The 18,594-nt window shown below is 72.6% G+C and carries 18 protein-coding genes and 1 riboswitch; of the genes, 15 read left to right on the top strand and 3 right to left on the bottom strand.

Going from position 1 to position 18,594, the window contains the following annotated elements:
• Nucleotides 1–20: 20 nt before the first annotated feature.
• Genes Val02_RS05360 through Val02_RS05370 form a run of 3 tightly spaced genes read right to left on the bottom strand, consistent with a single transcriptional unit; the run spans nucleotide 21 to nucleotide 3,098 of the window.
• On the bottom strand, nucleotides 21–1,445 hold the full coding sequence (locus Val02_RS05360) for a hypothetical protein (RefSeq protein WP_203897756.1): 1,425 nt from the start codon (nucleotides 1,443–1,445) through the stop codon (nucleotides 21–23).
• Nucleotides 1,442–2,206, bottom strand: a complete 765-nt coding sequence (locus tag Val02_RS05365; protein WP_203897757.1) for a sulfotransferase family protein — start codon at nucleotides 2,204–2,206, stop codon at nucleotides 1,442–1,444. Before Val02_RS05365 ends, Val02_RS05360 begins: the two co-directional genes overlap by 4 nt.
• On the bottom strand, nucleotides 2,199–3,098 hold the full coding sequence (locus Val02_RS05370; protein ID WP_203897758.1) for a sulfotransferase domain-containing protein: 900 nt from the start codon (nucleotides 3,096–3,098) through the stop codon (nucleotides 2,199–2,201). The genes Val02_RS05365 and Val02_RS05370 overlap by 8 nt, the downstream gene beginning before the upstream one ends.
• A gap of 43 nt (nucleotides 3,099–3,141) precedes the next feature.
• Between Val02_RS05370 and Val02_RS05375 the strand changes: the two genes are divergently transcribed.
• The 15 genes from Val02_RS05375 to gcvP all read left to right on the top strand — a co-directional run bounded on the left by Val02_RS05375 (nucleotide 3,142) and on the right by gcvP (nucleotide 18,577).
• The gene (locus Val02_RS05375; RefSeq protein WP_203897759.1) at nucleotides 3,142–4,374 is read left to right on the top strand and encodes a glycosyltransferase; all 1,233 of its coding nucleotides are present in this window, start codon (nucleotides 3,142–3,144) and stop codon (nucleotides 4,372–4,374) included.
• 17 nt (nucleotides 4,375–4,391) lie between these two features.
• Entirely contained in the window at nucleotides 4,392–5,369 is a 978-nt protein-coding gene (locus Val02_RS05380; protein ID WP_203897760.1) for a sulfotransferase, read from the top strand.
• Nucleotides 5,366–6,259 (top strand): sulfotransferase family protein, encoded by an 894-nt coding sequence (locus Val02_RS05385; RefSeq protein ID WP_203897761.1) that lies wholly within the window; start codon nucleotides 5,366–5,368, stop codon nucleotides 6,257–6,259. Before Val02_RS05380 ends, Val02_RS05385 begins: the two co-directional genes overlap by 4 nt.
• Nucleotides 6,260–6,316: 57 nt before the next feature.
• Nucleotides 6,317–8,182, top strand: a complete 1,866-nt coding sequence (locus Val02_RS05390) for a CocE/NonD family hydrolase (RefSeq protein WP_203897762.1) — start codon at nucleotides 6,317–6,319, stop codon at nucleotides 8,180–8,182.
• Nucleotides 8,183–8,202: 20 nt separating this feature from the next.
• On the top strand, nucleotides 8,203–8,799 hold the full coding sequence (locus Val02_RS05395) for a hypothetical protein (RefSeq protein ID WP_203897763.1): 597 nt from the start codon (nucleotides 8,203–8,205) through the stop codon (nucleotides 8,797–8,799).
• A 60-nt stretch (nucleotides 8,800–8,859) separates the two neighbouring features.
• On the top strand, nucleotides 8,860–9,459 hold the full coding sequence (locus tag Val02_RS05400; RefSeq protein ID WP_203897764.1) for a CDP-alcohol phosphatidyltransferase family protein: 600 nt from the start codon (nucleotides 8,860–8,862) through the stop codon (nucleotides 9,457–9,459).
• Between the two features lie 542 nt (nucleotides 9,460–10,001).
• Nucleotides 10,002–10,862 (top strand): DUF881 domain-containing protein, encoded by an 861-nt coding sequence (locus Val02_RS48620; protein WP_373317859.1) that lies wholly within the window; start codon nucleotides 10,002–10,004, stop codon nucleotides 10,860–10,862.
• The gene (locus Val02_RS05410) at nucleotides 10,862–11,194 is read left to right on the top strand and encodes a small basic family protein (protein WP_203897985.1); all 333 of its coding nucleotides are present in this window, start codon (nucleotides 10,862–10,864) and stop codon (nucleotides 11,192–11,194) included. Before Val02_RS48620 ends, Val02_RS05410 begins: the two co-directional genes overlap by 1 nt.
• On the top strand, nucleotides 11,191–11,979 hold the full coding sequence (locus tag Val02_RS05415; protein ID WP_203897765.1) for a DUF881 domain-containing protein: 789 nt from the start codon (nucleotides 11,191–11,193) through the stop codon (nucleotides 11,977–11,979). The genes Val02_RS05410 and Val02_RS05415 overlap by 4 nt, the downstream gene beginning before the upstream one ends.
• 80 nt (nucleotides 11,980–12,059) lie before the next feature.
• The gene (gene gcvH, locus Val02_RS05420) at nucleotides 12,060–12,446 is read left to right on the top strand and encodes a glycine cleavage system protein GcvH (RefSeq protein WP_203897766.1); all 387 of its coding nucleotides are present in this window, start codon (nucleotides 12,060–12,062) and stop codon (nucleotides 12,444–12,446) included.
• 261 nt (nucleotides 12,447–12,707) lie between these two features.
• Entirely contained in the window at nucleotides 12,708–13,148 is a 441-nt protein-coding gene (gene odhI, locus Val02_RS05425) for an oxoglutarate dehydrogenase inhibitor Odhl (protein WP_203897767.1), read from the top strand.
• Nucleotides 13,149–13,331: 183 nt separating this feature from the next.
• Nucleotides 13,332–14,024 (top strand): transcriptional regulator FtsR, encoded by a 693-nt coding sequence (ftsR, locus tag Val02_RS05430; protein ID WP_203897986.1) that lies wholly within the window; start codon nucleotides 13,332–13,334, stop codon nucleotides 14,022–14,024.
• A gap of 152 nt (nucleotides 14,025–14,176) precedes the next feature.
• The gene (locus Val02_RS05435) at nucleotides 14,177–14,641 is read left to right on the top strand and encodes a bifunctional nuclease family protein (RefSeq protein WP_203897768.1); all 465 of its coding nucleotides are present in this window, start codon (nucleotides 14,177–14,179) and stop codon (nucleotides 14,639–14,641) included.
• A 237-nt stretch (nucleotides 14,642–14,878) separates the two neighbouring features.
• A complete protein-coding gene (locus Val02_RS05440; RefSeq protein WP_203897769.1) occupies nucleotides 14,879–15,421 on the top strand; it encodes a MerR family transcriptional regulator in 543 nt (180 codons plus the stop codon).
• Between the two features lie 170 nt (nucleotides 15,422–15,591).
• A riboswitch (glycine riboswitch) is annotated at nucleotides 15,592–15,690 on the top strand.
• A 79-nt stretch (nucleotides 15,691–15,769) separates the two neighbouring features.
• Nucleotides 15,770–18,577, top strand: coding sequence for an aminomethyl-transferring glycine dehydrogenase (gcvP, locus tag Val02_RS05445; protein ID WP_203897770.1), 2,808 nt, complete (start codon nucleotides 15,770–15,772; stop codon nucleotides 18,575–18,577).
• Nucleotides 18,578–18,594: the final 17 nt, after the last annotated feature.

Genomic DNA, 18,594 nt, shown 5'->3' on the forward strand with positions numbered 1-18,594 from the left:
CGGGCCGCGGCGACAGCCGCTCAGCCGCGGACCGTCGCGAGGACCTCGGCCGGCGCGCGCGGCGTGCGGATCAGCACCGGCGCCTCACCCACCTCCACCGCCCCGGCCTTCGGCTCCCCACTCCCGAGGACCGCCGCCGTCAGCCCGTCCGCCGCCGGCACCTTCACCGGGCCGCCGGAGGCCCACACCACGAGCGCGCTCGCGCCGCCCTTCCGGAACGCCACTCCCGTCAATCCCTTGCCGGACACCACTTCCACCGAGGCCCCGCGCGCCTCCGAAGCCAGCGCGGCGAAGACCGTCCCGGCGAGCCGCGTCTTCCCGTCCGGGTCCAGCAGGCCGTAGCGGACCTCGCTGCCCTGCTTGTTGTCCGGGTTGTAGGCCAGCGGCAGCCACATCACCGGGCCGAGGCCGCCGGCCACGAGCTGGGCGACCGTCTTCACCATCTCCTGGGAACGCCGGACGTCGTCGCCCTCGCCGTCGCGCCAGAACTGCCCGACCTCCCACGCCTGCACCGGCGTGCCCTGCGGGGTGCGCGCCCGCAGGTAGTCCAGCAGCGCCGGCACCCCGTCGAACGGTTCGTAGTAGTGCACCTGCCGCACGTCCACGACCTTGTCGGCCAGCAACTTCTCCGTCACGGCGAGGAACTCCACGTGCCGCCGGTCGGCGTCGGTGGCGAGCGCGGTGCGCAGCCGCGCGGCGTCGGAGGCGTCCGGGATCTGCTGGCCGCGCGTGCCGATCCGGCGGGCGAAGTACGCCCGGTACGCCGCCACCGCGTCGGCCTCCTTGCCGTCGCGCAGCAACCGGTCGACGACCCCGAAGCCGTATCCCACGCTGCTGATCCCGGAGTCCGCCACCTTCGCCTTCGGATCGGCCGCCCGGATCGCCCGCGCCGCGGTGGTGACGAGGCGTTCGTAGTCGGCGGCGCTGCCGGACCAGTAGCTCTGCGAGTTCACCTCGTTCTCCACCGCATACGTGGGAACGCCGTAAGCCGCGTAGCGGCGCACCACACCGTCCACGAAGGACGCGTAGGCCGCCAGGTCGCGCGGCATCGCCGACTCGGTCTTGCCCGCCTGCCCGCGAACGTGCTCCGCGGTGCCGTCGGTCGCCCAGCACATCCCGACGCGGATCTTCAGGTTGAGCGTGATGCCGAGGGCCCGGGTGCGTTCGGCGACGCGGTCGACGTCGCTCCAGTCCGGCCGGCCCTTCTCCTTCTCGACCTCGCACCAGGTGAGCTCGTGGTACGTGGCCGACCCGGAGATGCTCCGCAGGTACGGCTCGAACTGCTGGTGCCGGTTGGGATCCCAGTGCGCCCCGAACGGCTGCTGCCCGCCGGCCGGCGGCGGCGCCGGGGGAGCGGGCGGGCCGGCGGACGGCTTCGGCGCCGGCGGCGTGGCGGTGCACCCCGCGAGAAGTGCAACCAGCAGGAGCGTCACTGCCCGTCTCACCGGTACCCCAACTCCCGCAGCGTCCCGCGCCCGAACGTCCACATGAGACACCGCAGCAGCGGATCCAGCCCACGCTTGTGCGTGCCGACCCGGGAGGCGTAGATCGGGCTGTCGGTGCCCGCGTCGGCCCGCCGCCGGGTGGCCTCGTCGGTGTACTTGTCGGCGACGTCGTGCGGCCGGTCCACATAGGACAGGACGGCCGGCTCCCACGCCTCGCCGAGGAACTCGAACAGCGCCCGCATCGTCTTCTCCGGCTCCGCCACGGCCTCCTCGTAGCGCACCTCGTGGTAGCGCCCGGCGGGCAGCGTGGCCCCGAACGCCCGCGCCGTGCGGATGTAGCGCCCCCACTTGACCGTCGCCTTGACCGCCGAACGGTAGCCGAAGCGCAGCCGGTGCGACACCACCACGTCCCGCCCGTCCCGGATCAGGTGCACGATCTGCGCGTCCGGGAACACCTCGAGCACGAACGGCAGCGACATCGTGTAGAGCGGCGTCTTGTCCGCCCAGCGCGCCTTGCCCCGCCCCTGCGCGTAGTCCTGGTGGATTCCCCCGAAGAACGCGCGGATGCGCCCCAGCCAGTCCTCGCGCGGGAACCCGAACCGGGACAGCCGTTCCCAGTCGCGGCCCACGAGGCGCTGCAGGTCGGGCAGGAAGCGGGTCTCCGGGCCGCAGCTGATCCGGGAGTGCGAGTCCAGCACCAGGCGCAGCAGCGTCGTGCCCGAACGGTGGCAGCCGACCAGGAAGATGGGCGCCTCAGCCATGCCGGGCCCCGTCGGCGAGCCGCGCGGTCAGCGCGTCGCACAGTTCGCGCACGCGCGGGTCGATCTCCAGCGGCCGGCGCACCGGCGTCCGCGCCGCGATGTGCGCGAAGTGTCCATTGTGGACGGGCATGCCCAGGAATTCGCACAACGCCCGCATCGACCCGGCCGGATCGGCGACCAGCGCGTCGTAGGAGAGCAGGTGCACGTCCGGCCGGGCGTCCAGCCCCAGCTCGAAGAGGAGCGAGTTGCGCAGGTACCAGAAGAGCGCGGCACCCGTGTGCGGCGTCATGGCGTCGTAGTCGAACGTCCCGACCAGTTCCCGCGCGGTCGGCGAGAGGCGCTGCCCCTGCCACCCGTCCCCGATCGTGCCGGCGGCCACCGCCCGCAGGGCGTCCACATTGGACGTCCCGAACTTCGCCACCTCCGAACGCGCCCGGTCGTCGACGTCGCGCCACAGCCACACCGCCCGCCCCGGCACGGGGCCCGCGAGGGCCAGCAGTTCGTCCACGCGGTGCGTGTCGCACAGTGGCTTCACCACCACGAACCGGTGCCGGCTGGCCAGCACGGTCGACACCAGCGCCTCCGCGGAACGCAGCCGGAACCGGTGGAACACGCGCCGGTCGTTCTCGCCGCGCACCTCCACACTCGGGTCGGCCGCGAACCCGCGCAGCAGCATGTTGGTGCCGGAACGCTGCAGCCCCACGACGTACACCGGAACGGCCTGCCCGGGTGCCACCCCGTGCGCCCGCCGCCAGCGGTGCCGGGCGGCCGCCTCGCGGAGACGTTCGACCGGATCGAGGCGGTCCTCCTCGACCAGCCGGCGCCACCCCTGGGTACGCAACCAGCGCACATGCCGCCCGATGCGGCGGGTGGTGTACAACAGCGCGGTCACGGTTCAGATCTTTGCACGCCCGTCGATGTACGGTGTGGCACTGATGCGGATCCTGCACGTCAACAAGTTCCTCTATCGGCGCGGCGGCGCCGAGGGATACCTGCTGGACGTCGCCGCGGCGCAGCGTGCCCGGGGCGACGAGGTGGGTTTCTTCGGCATGGCGCACCCGCTCAACGACGCTCCGCAGCGATTCGCCGCCCACTTCCCGCCGCGGGTCGAGCTGGACCCCGCGCCGCGCGGGGTGCTCCGCCGCGCCGCCGTCGCCGGCCGGATGGTCTGGTCGCCGCGCAGCCGGCGCGGGCTGGCGCGGACGCTGGCGCAGTTCCGGCCGGACGTGGTGCACCTGCACAACATCTACCACCAGCTGTCGCCGTCGGTGCTGCGCGCGGCGCGGGCCGCCGGCGTGCCGGCCGTGCTGACCCTGCACGACTACAAGCTCGCCTGCCCCAACTACCGCCTGCTGGCCGGCGGCCGGATCTGCGACGCGTGCGTCACCGGCGGTCCCTGGCAGGCCGCCCGCCGCCGGTGCAAGGACGGCTCCCTCGGGCAGAGCGCCCTGCTGGCCGGCGAGTCCTGGCTGCACCGCGCGCTGGCGGCGTACGGGCCGGTGGCGGCGTTCCTGGCGCCCAGCCGGTTCCTCGCCGACGTGATGCGCCGCGCCGGCGTCTTCCCCGAACGGCTGCGGGTGCTGCCGCTGTTCGTCGAGCCCGGCCCGGGCAAGGAGCGGCCGGGCGGCGGGGTCGTCTACGCCGGGCGGCTGTCGCCGGAGAAGGGCGTCGACACGCTGATCGAGGCGGTCGGCCGGCTCGACGGCGGCACGCTCGACATCGCCGGCGAGGGCCCCTCCCGCGCCGAGCTGCAGGCGCTCGCCGGGGAGGTGGCGCCCGGCCGGGTCCGCTTCCACGGCCGCCTCGCCCGGGCCGACCTGCACGCGCTGATCCGGACGGCGGCGGTCGCGGCGGTCCCGTCGCGCTGGCACGAAAACGCGCCGCTGGCGGTGCTGGAGGCGTTCGCCTGCGGGGTGCCGGTCGTGGCGACGTCCCTCGGCGGCCTGCCCGAACTGGTCCGCGACGGCGTCGACGGCGCGATCGTGCCGCCCGCGGACCCGGACGCGCTGGCCGCCGCGCTCGGCGGGCTGCTCCGCGACCCGGACCGGGCGCTGGCACTGGGCCGTGCCGGCCGCGACCTGGTCGCGCGGGACTTCACGCCCGACGCGCACCTGGCCCGCCTGGACGCCGTGTACGCCGAGGTGCGCCACGCCGGGGCACGCCGGTGACGGGGGGAGGTGCGCCCGTGCGGGTGCTGTACGTGGCCGGGACCGGCCGCAGCGGATCGACGCTGGTGGCGGCGATGCTGGGGCAGCTGCGCGGGGCGTTCGCGGCCGGCGAGGTGCGCTACGTCTGGCAGCGCGGCCTCGCCGACGGCCGCCCGTGCGGCTGCGGCACCCCGGTCCCCGACTGTCCCGTGTGGACGGACATCCTGACCGCCCCGCCCGCTGTGTCTGCCGCGACCGCGGTGTCCGCCGCGCCCGCCGGGGTCGCCTCACCCGCCGCGCCACCCGACGCGGCCGTCGCGGCGGCGTTCGGGGAGCGGCTGCGGCTGAGACTGCGGCTGCGTCGGTTGCCGCTGTTCCTGTGGCGGCGCGTCACCGGTCGCCCGCCCGTGCCGCCGCACCCGGACGACGCCGCCCTCGCCGCCCTCTACACCGCCGTCGCGGCGCGCACCGGCGCCGACGTGGTGATCGACTCCTCGAAGCTCCCGCCGTACGGGGCACTGCTCGGCGCGCTGCCCGGCATCGAGCTGAAGGTGCTCCACCTGGTGCGCGACCCGCGCGCGGCGGCGTTCTCGTGGGGGCGCCGGCGCGGACTCGACGGCGCGTCCGACCCGACCCGGATGGACCGGCCGTCACCGCTGCGTTCCGCCGCGCTCTGGCTCTGTTGGAACGTCGCCGCGCGGCTGTTCTGGCGCGGCGACGCCTACCTGCGGGTGCGCTACGAGGAGCTGTGCGCCGACCCGGGCGGGACGGTGCGGCGCGTCGCGACGTTCGCGGGGCTGCCGACGGGGCCGCTGCCGTTCACGGCACCGGGGGTGATCGATCTCGCGGTCACGCACACGGTCGCGGGCAACCCCGCCCGGCACCGCACCGGACCGGTGGCCGTGCGCGTCGACGACGAGTGGCGCGACGGCCTGTCGAGGCGGTCGTTCGCGCTGGTCACCGCCGTGTGCGCGGCCGCGCTCGGGCCGTTCGGCTACCGGGTGCGGCGCCGATGAGCCTCGCCGCCGTCATCGGCACCGGGCGCTGCGGCTCCAGCCTCGTGCAGGAACTGCTCTGCCGCCACCCGTCCACCGGCTTCGTGTCCGGCCTGGACGACAAGCTTCCCCGCCTCAACCTCACCGGCCGGTGGAACGGCGCGCTCTACCGCCGTTCGGCGCCCCGCCCGTCCGGCATGACGTCGCTGTCGCACAGCCGCCGCCTCCTCGAACGCGGCCGCCTGCGGGTCGCCCCGTCCGAGGCCTACGCCCTGCTGGAGCGGCACGTGTGCGCCGGCTACGGCCGGCCCTGCCGGGACCTGCTGGCCGCCGACCTGACCCCGCACGCCGCGGCCCGCCTCCGGTCCTTTGTGGACGATCGGCTCCGGGCCCAGCGCTGCGACCTGCTCCTCCAGCACGTCACGGGGTGGCCGAGGACGGGTTGGCTGCGTACGGCGTTCCCTCGGATGAAGGTGGTGAACGTCGTCCGCGACGGGCGCGCGGTGGCCGCGTCGTGGCTACGCATGGGTTGGTGGGACGGGTGGCGCGGCCCGGACGCCTGGATCTACGGCCCGCTGCCGGCGGACCTGCGGCGGGAGTGGGAGGAGTCCGGCCGCTCCTTCGTCGTGCTGGCCGGCCTCGGCTGGCGGATGCTCACCGACGCCGCGACCGCCGCCCGCGCCGCCGCGCCGGAGGGCAGCTGGCTGGACGTGCGCTACGAGGACCTGATCGCCGAACCGCGCAAGGAGACGGCGCGGATGCTGGAGTTCCTCGGCCTGGAGTGGACGCCGGCGTTCGAACGCGGCTTCGCCCGCTACCGCTTCGAGCAGGGCCGGCGCGAGGCGTGGCGGGACGAGCTGAGCCCGGCCCAGATCGCCGAGCTGGAACGCACCCTCGATTCCTACACCTGAACTGATTCCTACATTTGAACGTATCCAGCGCGAGCGCCGGCACCCTAATGTCCGCGCATGCGCGCCAGGAGCCTGTGGACCGCACTCGTCCCGCTGATCGCCGTAGCCGCCTTCTCCCAGGGGGCGGCGGCCGCCGGGACAGTGCCGGAGATCGTCGTCGCCGACGGGGTGACGCAGCCCGTCTTCGGCTACGCCGACGCCGTCCGCGAACGCCTCTTCGTCGAGTCGACGTTCGACAGCGACAGCGACGGGCTGCGCGACATCATCGCGTTCGACGTGATGCGCCCGCGCGCCACCGAGCAGGGCCTCAAGGTGCCCGTGGTGATGGACGCCAGCCCGTACTACTCCACGCTGTGCCGGGGCAACGACTCCGAGTGCAAGGCGGACGTCGACGGCGACGGGCTGCTCGACAGGTGGCCGCTCTTCTACGACAACTACTTCGTGCCGCGCGGCTACGCGGTGATCCTGCTGGACATGGTCGGCACCAACAACTCCACCGGCTGCCCGACCACGAACGCCAACCAGGACAACCTCTCCGCCAAGCAGGCGATCAACTGGCTCAACGGCCGCGCCACGGCCCGCAACGCCGCCGGCGAGGTCGTGACGGCCGACTGGCACAACGGCAGGACGGGGATGATCGGCAAGTCGTACGACGGTTCCCTGGCGATGGCCACCGCCGTCACCGGCGTCGAGGGGCTGACCACGATCGTCCCGATCAGCGGGCCCACCGAGTACTACGACTACGTGCGCAGCAACGGCGTCGTGACGCGCGGCAACAGCTACGTCTCGTACCTGGCGAACGTCGTCACCAACCCGGACCGGCGCGACTACTGCGCACCGGTGCGCGACGCGCTGGGTGCCGCCGACGGCGACGAGACCGGCGACTACACCGCCTTCTGGAACGAGCGCAGCTACGTCAAGAAGGTGCCGAACCAGCGCGCGAGCGTGCTGCTGTACCACGGCGTCAACGACGACAACGTGCGCGCCGACCACTTCAGCAAGTACTGGTACGCCCTCGCGGAGAACAACGTGCCGCGCAAGCTGTGGCTGTCCCAGGAGGGGCACGTCGACCCGTTCGACTCGCGGCGCGCGGTGTGGGTGCGCACGCTGCACCGCTGGTTCGACTTCTGGCTGCACGGCGTCCCGAACGGCATCATGGACGAGCCCCGCGTCGACCTCGAACGCGCCGCCGACGTGTGGGAGACGCACGCCGACTGGCCCGTTCCGGGCAGCACCGGCACCGAGGTCTTCCTCCAGCCCACCGGCCGGGTCGGACTGGTGCCCGCGGCGGCCAACGCGACGGCCGGCTTCCAGGACAGCCCGACGCAGTCGCAGGCCACGATGATCGGCAACCCGGACGCGGTGCAGCCCAACCGGCTGGCGTTCCTCTCCGCCCCGCTGACCGCCCCGTTGCACATCTCCGGCACCCCCGAACTGAAGCTGCGCGCCTCGGCCGACAAGACCGACACCAACTTCGGCGTGATTCTGGTCGACTACGGAACGGCCGAACGGGTCAACCACCGCGCCTCCGGCGAGGGCATCGTCACGCTGTCCACAGAGGACTGCTGGGGGCTGGGCAGCGCCACCGACGACCCCTGCTACCGGCAGACGCAGAAGCGGGTGGCCACCTCGGACGTGGAGGTGGTGACCAAGGGCATCATGGACGCCCAGAACAGGCAGTCGATCCGGGTCGCGGTGCCGCTGACGCCCGGCGAGCTGGCCAACTACAGCTTCCCGCTGCTGCCGGAGGACTACGTGTTCGCACCCGGGCACCGGATCGGCGTCATCGTGGTGGGCAGCTACCCGCAGTACTCCAGCCAGGCCGACCAGACCCGGGCGAACATCTCGCTGCAACTGCGTTCGAGCCGGATCGTGCTGCCGGTCGTCGGCGGAACGGCGGCGGCGCACGCGGCGGGCATCTGAGGCCGTAGAGTCCGTTCCCGATGAACAGCGGCTTCCTCGACACCGGCCGGCCCCCGTTCTGGTGGACCATGGTCGGCGCCCTGGTGGCCGGCCTCGTCCTGGCGCTCGCGCTCACCTACGTGGTGGTGCGCGAGCCGGAGCCGAGGGCCGCCGGCACGGCGGTGGCGCCCCCGCCGCCGAGCTTCACCCCGGAGACGGCCTCGTCCGCTCCCGCCCCGAGCGCCGTCCCGACGAGTCGCGGGCCCGACCTCGACCGCGCGCTCGCCGGCACCTGGGTCGGCTCGTACCGCTGCCGCCAGGGCCGCACCGGCATCACGATCGTGATCACGCCGGTGGTCAACGGCAGGTTCCGGGCGACGTCCAAGTTCTACGCCGTGCCGGACAACCCGGGCGTCCCCTCTGGGGAGACCGTGATGGTCGGCGTCCGTTCGGCGACGACCGTCATGCTCGCCGGCGAACGCTGGATCACCCGGCCCAGCGGCTGGACCTGGGTCGACATGGTCTTCGAACTGAGCGAACCGGCACCCCGGCACCTGGAGGGCCGGATGGCGGACGAGGAGTGCGGCGCGATCGTGCTCGACAAGCAGAACGACGACTGGACCGACCCGCCGGTCTGAGCCCGCGCACACGGATTTGTTAGGCTTTCCGCGCATGTCGGGGCCAGGGGAGCGGCACACGTGGAGCCAACGCAGACCAACGCCGTTCCCGTCCGTGACCGGATCTTCACCCTCGCCAATTGCGTGAGCTTCGCCCGGCTGCTGGGCGTGCCGATCTTCCTGTACCTCTTCTTCGTCGCCGACGCCCCGGTCGCCGCCGTCGGTGTGCTCATGGTCGGCGGCACCACGGACTGGATCGACGGCTGGTTGGCCCGCCGGATGAAGCAGGTCAGCCGGCTCGGTGAGCTGCTGGACCCGTTCGCCGACCGGCTGTACATCGCCGCGACGGTGGTGGCGTTCACGGTGCGGGGGGTGCTGCCATGGTGGTTCACCGGCGCGCTGCTCGTGCGGGAGGTCACCGTCGGTGTCGGGCTGGCGGCGCTGCGTTCGTTGGGCTACCAGCCGTTCCGGGTGCACTACGTGGGCAAGACGGCGACGTTCCTGCTGCTGGCGGCGTTCCCGCTGCTGCTGCTCGCCGACGCGGTACCGGCCACCTGGGACGTGTCGCACGCCGCGGGATGGTCGCTCGCCTGGTGGGGCATCGTCCTGTACTGGGTGGCCGCCGCGTTCTACCTCTTCCAGGTGGTGGACCTGGCCAGGAAACGTGAGGTGGCGACGTGAGCAGCCCGCCGCCGGACGATGCGGAGGTCACGCGCCCGCTGCCGCGCCCGGACGCGTCCCCGCCGCCGGACCCGGAGACCACCGTCGCGCTGCCCCGCCCGGACGAGCCGCCGGCGGCGTCCGATCCGCAGGACGATCCGCAAGCCACCCGCCCGCTGCCGCGCCCGGAAGCCCCAGCGGCCGACCCCTCCCCGGCCGATTCTTCCCCGGCCGACAACGTGGCCGACGTCGAGCCGGTCCGGCCGTGGCCGCACGCGGAAGAGCCCGGGCACCCGCCCGCCGATCAGGCCGGTGACCGGACCGGCGAGAAGGCCGCGGACGATGCGCCCGCCGAGCAGGCCGTGAGCCGGGCGCACGACGCCCCCGTATCGCAGGCCGCGGGCCCGGCGGAGCACCTGGCGGCCGCGGATCCGGCGGAGCACCCGGCCGCCGCGGACCCGGCGGAGCACCCGGCCGCCGCGAAGCACTTCGAGCGGGCGACCGACACGGCCGGGGACGAGCAGCCCGACGCCAAGCCCGCCCGCCCGCGACCCTCCGTCTCGATCGACCTGCTCGCCGACCTGTTCCGCAACCCGCTCGACCCGGGCTACGAGGCCGCCGCCCGCCGCCGGGCCGAACGCGGCGAGCCACCCGCCTGGGCCCGGCGCGGCGGCCGGGCGGTCCGCACGGTCGCGCTGGTGCTGGTCGGGTTCCTCCTCGTGGTCGCCTATCAACAGGTGGTGGCGAGCGAGCCGCAGACCACCCAGGCCCGCGACGACCTGGCCAAGGAGGTCGCCGACCGGCGCGCCGAGGCGGACGGGCTGGCCAAGGACGCCGAACGCCTGCGCGGCGACGTCAACCGCCGCCGCGACGAGGCGCTGGCCGCCGACCCGGAGCTGGCCCGGCTGCGCGACCTCGAGGCCCGGGCCGGCCTCACGAGGATGACCGGCGACGGGGCGATGGTGAAGCTTTCGCCGGCCGCCGCCAAACGCGACCCGGTGACCGGCCAGACGGCGGAGGAGGACCCGGGGCGGGTGCTCGACCGCGACCTCCAGGAGATCGTCAACGCCCTGTGGCAGCTGCACGCCGAGGCCATCGCGATCAACGGACAGCGGCTGACCGCCACGTCCACGATCCGTTCGGCCGGCGGCGCCATCCTGGTCGACTTCCGGCCGGTCACACCCCCCTACGAGGTGTCGGCCATCGGACCGGACGACCTGGACAAGAAGATGTCCTCGTCGGCGACCGGCAGGAAGTTCCAGCGTTTCGCCAGCCTGTACGGGATGCAGTTCGAGGTCCGGGCGCGGGAGGGGCTGGTGCTGCCGGCCGGTGCCGACCCGGGGCTGCGATACGCTACCCCGCCGCCGCAGCCGTCCCCCTCGGCTCCGGTGTCGCCGTCTACGTCACCCTCGGGAGGGAGATGATGGCCGCCGTACTCGCGTTGGCCGCCGGGGTGGTGCTGGGACTGCTGTTCCCGCCCACGGTGCCGGTGCTGCTCCAGCCGTACCTGCCGATCGCGGTGGTGGCCGCCCTGGACGCGCTCTTCGGCGGCATCCGGGCGAAGTTGGACGGCATCTTCGACGACAAGCAGTTCGTGGTGTCGTTCGTGTCCAACGTGCTCGTGGCGGCGTTCATCGTCTATCTGGGGGACCAGTTGGGCGTGGGCGGGCAGCTGTCGACCGGCGTCGTGGTCGTCCTCGGCGTGCGGATCTTCGGCAACGTCGCGGCCATCCGTCGGCACCTGTTCCGCGCATGAGCGAGGAGAGCAAGGAGCCGGTCGAGGCCGAGGAGACCGTCGCCCTGCCGCGTGACGTTCCCACGGATCCGGGGGAACGGGAGACGCGGCGCAAGCGTCGGATCTCCACCGCCGGCGCGATGATCGGTGTCCTTCTGGCCCTGCTCGGCTTCACGCTGGTGGCCCAGGTGCGCAGCAACAACCAGGACACCGAACTGTCGGCCATGCGCCCCGAGGACCTCATCCGCATCCTGTCCGACCTGGACGCCCGCGCCGAGCGCCTGCGCCGCGAACTGGCGGAGCTGGAGGACTCCAAGCGTCAGCTCGAGTCGGGCGCCCAGGGCCGGGAGGCGGCCCTCGCGGAGGCGAAGCGGCGCGCCGAGGTGCTGGGCATCCTGGCCGGCACGCTCCCCGCCGAGGGGCCCGGGATCGAGGTGACGTTCGCGGCCCGCGACGACAAGATCAAGGCCACCTCGATCCTCGACGCCGTGGAGGAACTGCGCGGCGCCGGCGCCGAGGCGATGCAGATCGTGGGCGCGTCGGGACCGGCGGTGCGCATCGTCGCCGGTTCCTACTTCGTGGACTCGGGCGATTCGATCGACGTCGACGGGCTGGTGCTGAGCGGCCCGTACCGGATCCTGGCGATCGGCGACCCGCCCACGATGCAGACGGCGTTGACGATTCCGGGTGGGGTGGTGGACGACGTGCGACAACGCGGCGGTAACGTGACCATGCGCCAGCCGGAGATCGTCCGGATCACCGCGTTGCACAACGACGGGCCGCTTCGGTACGCCCGTCCCGCGTGACGCGGCGATTTGCGGTCCGAGGCCACGCGCGGTGCCCCGCACGTGATGAGATGTGACCTGACCGACCTGAGAGGACAGCGGTGACCATCCCGGAAAACCTGCGTTACACGGCCGAGCACGAGTGGGTGTCGGACGCCGCTGGGACCGAGCCCGTGCGGGTGGGTATCACCGACTTCGCGCAGGACTCGCTGGGGGACGTCGTGTACGTCCAGTTGCCCGAGCCGGGCACGCAGGTCACCGCGGGCGAGTCCCTGGGCGAGGTCGAGTCGACCAAGAGCGTGTCGGAGATCTACGCGCCGGTGTCGGGTGAGGTCGTCGCCCGCAACGACGCGCTCAACGCCACGCCCGAGCTGCTCAACAGCGACCCGTACGGCGAGGGCTGGTTGGTGGAGATCCGGCCCAGTGACGCCGCCGCGGTGAGCGCTCTGCTGGACGCGGCGGCGTACCGCGACCTCACCGAGAAGTAGTACCCACAAGTCGAGGCGGCCGCCGGCCGGGGTGTCCGCCAGTAGTGAACAAGCCAGTCTTGCGCATGGCGCCGAGTTTTCCGTGATCGTTGCCCGCGCGTCCGGTTGACCCTTAAATCCGGGCGTGACTAGGCTCGCTCAGTCGAACCGTGGGACGGATGGTTCGGCCCCGAGGCGAGGTCAGAGCGGCTCGATGCGCCACCCGAGGTAACACGAAACACCAATGACTTTGCCCGACTTTGTAATCCGTGAGGTGATCCGATGACGCGCCAGGACGACGAGTTTCCCCCACTCGACGTCACGTCCACGCTCAACCTTGGCGCGTTGGACGACGCCGTCGAACAGGATTTGCCGGATGTGAGCGCCAGCCGGGTCTCCGGCTCGCTGCCGCCGGGGACGGCGCTGCTCGCGGTGCGGCGCGGCCCCAACGCCGGCGCCCGGTTCCTGCTCGACCATGACGTGACGACGAGCGGCCGCCACCCCGACAGCGACATCTTCCTGGACGACGTGACCGTTTCCCGACGCCACGCGGAGTTCCATCGCGAATCGGGTGTTTTCACGGTGCGCGATGTGGGAAGCCTCAACGGCACCTACGTCAACCGGGAGCGGGTCGAGTCGGCCACGCTCACCAACGGCGACGAGGTCCAGATCGGAAAGTTCCGGTTGGTGTTCCTGGCGGGACCCCGGCCGGACGAGCGGTAGCGGTTGCTCCTACGGGAGACACTGGCCTGACGAGGGCGGAGGCGGCGCGGCGTTGGGGGAGCGATGACCGGTTCGAACGGTTCGGTCGCCCGGCGCTGGGGCGCCGCCGACCCGGATGACGCGGGCGTCGTTCCCGCCGCCCGCGCCGGTCGTGGGCAGCAGGAGGATTCCGCCGACCCGCTGATGAGCATCGGCGAGGTGTTGGGGCACCTGCGCGTGGAGTTCCCGGACGTCTCCATCTCGAAGCTGCGCTTCCTGGAGGCCGAGGGGCTGGTCGAGCCGCGGCGCACCCCGTCGGGCTACCGGAAGTACACGTGGGCCGAGGTGCACCGGCTGCGCTACGTGCTGTCGGCGCAGCGGGACCACTACCTGCCGCTGCGCGTGATCCGTGAGCAGCTGGCCGCGATGGACCGGGGTGAGGCACCGGCCGGTGCGCCGTCGCCGCGGCCGCCGCTGGTGGCCGTTCCGGCGGAGGAGATCGCTCCGGTGTCGCCGGCGCCGGAGACGCCACCGCGGGTGCGCCGCGCGGAGCTGCTGGAGCGCACCGGCGTCGGCGAGGACGTTCTCACCGACCTCGAACGCCACGGCATCGTGGCCGCCGACGGCGGCTGGTACTCGGCCGACGCGATCGACGTGGTGACCGTGGCGGGCGCACTGGCGGAGTTCGGCGTCACGGCGCGTCACCTGCGTGCCTACCGGACCGCGGCCGATCGGGAGGTCGGCCTGTTCGCGCAGCTCGTGGCGCCGCTGGCGCGCAGCAGCAACTCCGCCACCCGGGCCCGCGCGGCGGAAAACGTGCGGGAGCTGTCGGCGCTGACCCAGCGGCTGCACGCGGCGCTGGTCCGCATCGGGTTGTCCGACACGCTCGGTCGCTGACCGGTCGGGGGTTCGGTCCGAGTGGTTACCAACCGTGGCGGAATCGGGTGGAGATCATCACGCGGCACGCCTGAGCGGCCTCGCGAGTGGCCCGATGGCGGGTCACTGCGTGTACCGTGCAGGGAGATGCTCAGGGGACACGGAGGCGGGCAGTGCGCGAGCTGAACGTGGTTGGGGTTCGGGTTGAGCTGCCCAGTAATCAGCCGATCGTGTTGCTCAAGGAGGTCGACGGCGACCGCTACCTCCCGATCTGGATCGGGGCGGTGGAGGCGACCGCGATCGCCTATGAGCAGCAGGGGGTCAAGCCCACGCGGCCGTTGACCCACGATCTGCTGCGGGACATCCTCGCCGCCCTCAAGACACCGCTGCGGGCGGTGGAGATCGTCGAGATGCGGGACAACATCTTCTACGCCGAGCTGATCCTGGGCGACGGGGTGCGGGTCTCCGCGCGGCCGAGCGACTCGATCGCGCTCGCGCTGCGGGTGGGTGCGCCGATCCGCTGCGCCGACCAGGTGCTCACGGAGGCCGCGATCGTCATCCCGGACGAGCAGGAGGACGAGGTGGAGAAGTTCCGCGAGTTCCTCGACCAGGTCCGTCCGGAGGACTTCGCCGGCTGAGCCGGGGTCGTCCGGTCGGCCGTTCCGGGTGCAAGTTGCGGACGGTAGTAACTGCCCGTAATGGGTCAAAGGGGACCGGGGCCTGACGGATCGGCGTGTCGGACCGGCGTGTCGTATGCGTTACCAGCGATTTCCCAGGCTGTCGTTGGGTAGTGTTCGCATGTCGGCCACGAACGGCTGAGCCGACATCTGAAGGCATTGCCGACGGGAACGTCTCCGACAGGTGGGCAACCGACAATGACCGCTATCGATCCGGAATTCGCCGGCACCGATGACGCGATCGGGTACCGGGGTGTGACGGCGTGTCACGCCGCGGGCATCAGCTACCGGCAGCTCGACTACTGGGCCCGCACGGCGCTCGTGGTTCCGAGCGTGCGGGACGCCTCCGGCTCGGGCACCCAGCGGCTGTACTCGTTCCGCGACATCGTGGTGCTGAAGGTCGTCAAGCGGCTCCTCGACGCGGGTGTCTCCCTGCAGAACATCCGCCGCGCGATCGAGACGCTCCGCTCGCGCGGTGTCGCCGACCTCGCCGGGATCACGCTCATCTCCGACGGCACGACGGTGTACGAGTGCCGTTCCCCCGAGGAGGTCGTCGACCTGCTCCAGGGCGGGCAGGGGGTCTTCGGCATCGCCATCGGCGGCGCCTTCAAGGAGATCCTGGGCACCTTGTCGCACCTCCCCGGTGAGCCGGGCGCCGCCGCCGAGCCGGTGGAGCCCGACGAGGGTGGCGACGTCGGCGACGAGCTGGCCGCCCGCCGCGCCCGCCGCCGCGCGGGCTGAGGTTCCGCACTCTCTGCCGGCGACACTCTCTGCCGGCGGTTCCTATCTTGGCACAAGAGTAGCCACTTTGTTGTGGAATGTCCATTTCGCGCTCGAGGTGGAGCCGCTGTGGTCTTGGTCGCGGGTCATGACCGCCGCGAGATCAAGCTGGTAGCGTCGTTCGCGCCGCAGCACCCCACGTGGGAGAGACCGCCGGGTTGGCACCCCGGTGGCGCCGAAGGGGCAATTCCTCCCCGGAACCTCTCAGGCAAACGGACCACGGCGGGGCTGGCGCCTGGAGGGACGCGTTCCCGACAGTGGGGGAGGGGGTAAGCGAAGCCTGTCCCTCTCTCCATTCCGGGAGCCCGCATGACCGACCTCGTCCCGTTCAGCCGGCGCCACATCGGCGCGACCGCCGAGGAGCAGCGGCGGATGCTCGAAACGGTCGGCTACACCTCGGTCGACGAGCTCATGGACGCCGCCATCCCGGACGTCATCCGCGACCACACGCCGCTGGACCTGCCGCCCGCCGCCACCGAGGCGGAGACCCTCGCCGAACTGCGCGCGATCGCCGCGGCCAACCGGCCCATGGTCTCGATGATCGGCCTCGGCTACTACGGCACCCACACCCCGCCGGTGATCCGCCGCAACGTCTTCGAGAACCCGGCCTGGTACACCGCGTACACGCCGTACCAGCCGGAGATCAGCCAGGGCCGGCTGGAGGCGCTGCTCAACTTCCAGACCGTGATCAGCGACCTGACCGGCCTCGCGACGGCCAACTCCTCGCTGCTGGACGAGGCGACCGCCGCCGCCGAGGCGATGACGCTGGCCCGGCGCGCGTCCAAGGCCAAGAGCGACGTGTACGTGGTCGACGCGGACGTTCTGCCGCAGAGCCTCGAGGTGATCCGCACGCGGGCCGAACCGCTCGGCATCGAGGTGCGGGTCGTGGACGTCGACGCGGACGGGCTGCCGGCGGAGTTCTTCGGGCTGCACCTGCAGTACCCGGGCGCGTCGGGGGCCGTTCGGGATCACGAGGCGCTGGTCGCCGCCGCCCACGAGAAGGGCGCGCTGGTCACCGTCGCCGCGGACCTGCTCGCGCTGTGCCTGCTCCGGGAGCCGGGCGCGATCGGGGCCGACGCCGCGGTGGGGTCCGCGCAGCGCTTCGGCGTTCCCCTGGGGAACGGGGGACCGCACGCCGGATACCTGGCCGTGCGCGCGGGCCTGGAGCGGATGCTGCCCGGTCGGCTCGTCGGCGTCTCCCGCGACGCGGACGGCAACCCGGCGTACCGCCTCGCGCTGCAGACCCGCGAGCAGCACATCCGGCGCGAGAAGGCGACCAGCAACATCTGCACCGCGCAGGTGCTGCTGGCGGTGCTGGCCAGCATGTACGCCGTCTACCACGGGCCGGACGGGCTGCACGGCATCGCCGCCCGCACGCACCGCACGGCGACGCGGCTCGCCACCGCCCTGCGGGTCGGCGGGATCACGCTGGCGCACGAGCACTTCTTCGACACGGTGACGGCCGTGGTGCCGGGGCTCGCGACCGAGGTGGTCGAGGCGGCGGCGGCGCGCGGGATCAACCTGCGCCGGGTGGACGCCGACCGGGTCGGGATCGCCTGCGACGAGACCACGACCGAGGATCACCTGCGGCTGGTGCTGGACGCCTTCGGGGTGACCGTCGACGGGTTCGGGGACTCGCTGGAGTCGCTGCCCGAGGGGCTGCGGCGGTGCACCGACTACCTGACCCACCCGGTGTTCCACTCGCACCGTTCGGAGACGGCGCTGCTGCGCTACCTGCGCCGGCTGGCCGACAAGGACTTCGCCCTGGACCGGGGCATGATCCCGCTGGGCTCCTGCACGATGAAGCTCAACGCCACGGCCGAGATGGAGCCGGTGTCCTGGCCGGGCTTCGCCGACGTGCACCCGTTCGCGCCGAAGGACCAGGTCGACGGCTACGAGCGGCTGATCTCGACGCTGGAGGCGTGGCTCGCCGAGCTGACCGGGTACGACGCCGTCAGCGTCCAGCCCAACGCCGGCTCGCAGGGCGAACTGGCCGGGCTGCTGGCGATCCGGGCGTTCCACCTGGCCAATGGCGACGACCACCGGGACGTGTGCCTGATCCCGCAGTCGGCGCACGGCACCAACGCGGCGAGCGCCGTGATGGCCGGGATGCGCGTGGTCGTGGTGGCCACCGACGACGACGGGAACGTCGACCTGACCGACCTCGACCGCAAGATCGAGGCACACCGCGAACGCCTCTCCGCGATCATGGTCACGTACCCGTCCACGCACGGCGTGTACGAGGCCGGGATCGCCGAACTGTGCGCCAAGGTGCACGACGCCGGCGGCCAGGTCTACGTCGACGGCGCCAACCTGAACGCCCTGCTCGGCTACGCCCGGCCCGGGCGCTTCGGGGCCGACGTGTCGCACCTGAACCTGCACAAGACGTTCTGCATCCCGCACGGTGGCGGTGGTCCGGGCGTGGGGCCGGTCGCGGTGCGCGCGCACCTCGCGGACTACCTGCCGGGGCGCGGCGTCGGAGCGGTCTCGGCCGCGCCGCACGGTTCCGCCGGCATCCTGCCGATCTCGTGGGCGTACATCCGCATGATGGGCCCGGACGGCCTCACGCGTGCCACCGGTGCCGCCGTCCTCGCCGCGAACTACGTCGCCGCGCGGCTGCGCGAGCACTACCCGGTGCTGTACGCCGGCGCGAAGGGCCTGGTCGCGCACGAATGCATCCTCGACCTGCGGGGCATCACGAAGGCGACCGGCGTGACCGTCGACGACGTGGCGAAGCGGCTGATCGACTACGGGTTCCACGCGCCGACGATGTCGTTCCCGGTGGCGGGGACGCTCATGGTGGAGCCCACCGAGTCGGAGGACCTGGCCGAGCTGGACCGGTTCTGCGCCGCGATGATCGCGATCCGTTCGGAGATCGCTCAGGTGGCGACCGGCGTGTGGCCGAAGGACGACAATCCGCTGGCGAACGCGCCGCACACGGCGGAGGCGGTGACGGCGGACGAGTGGCCGCACGCTTACCCGAGGTCGGTGGCGGCGTATCCGGCGGGGGGCGACCGGAGTGCGAAGTACTGGCCGCCGGTGCGTCGGATCGACGGAGGCTACGGCGACCGGAATCTGGTCTGCTCGTGCCCGGCGCCGGAGGCGTTCGAATCGTGATCCCGAGAGTGGACGGT

The organism is Virgisporangium aliadipatigenens (assembly GCF_016863615.1).
Classification (GTDB): Bacteria; Actinomycetota; Actinomycetes; order Mycobacteriales; family Micromonosporaceae; genus Virgisporangium; species Virgisporangium aliadipatigenens.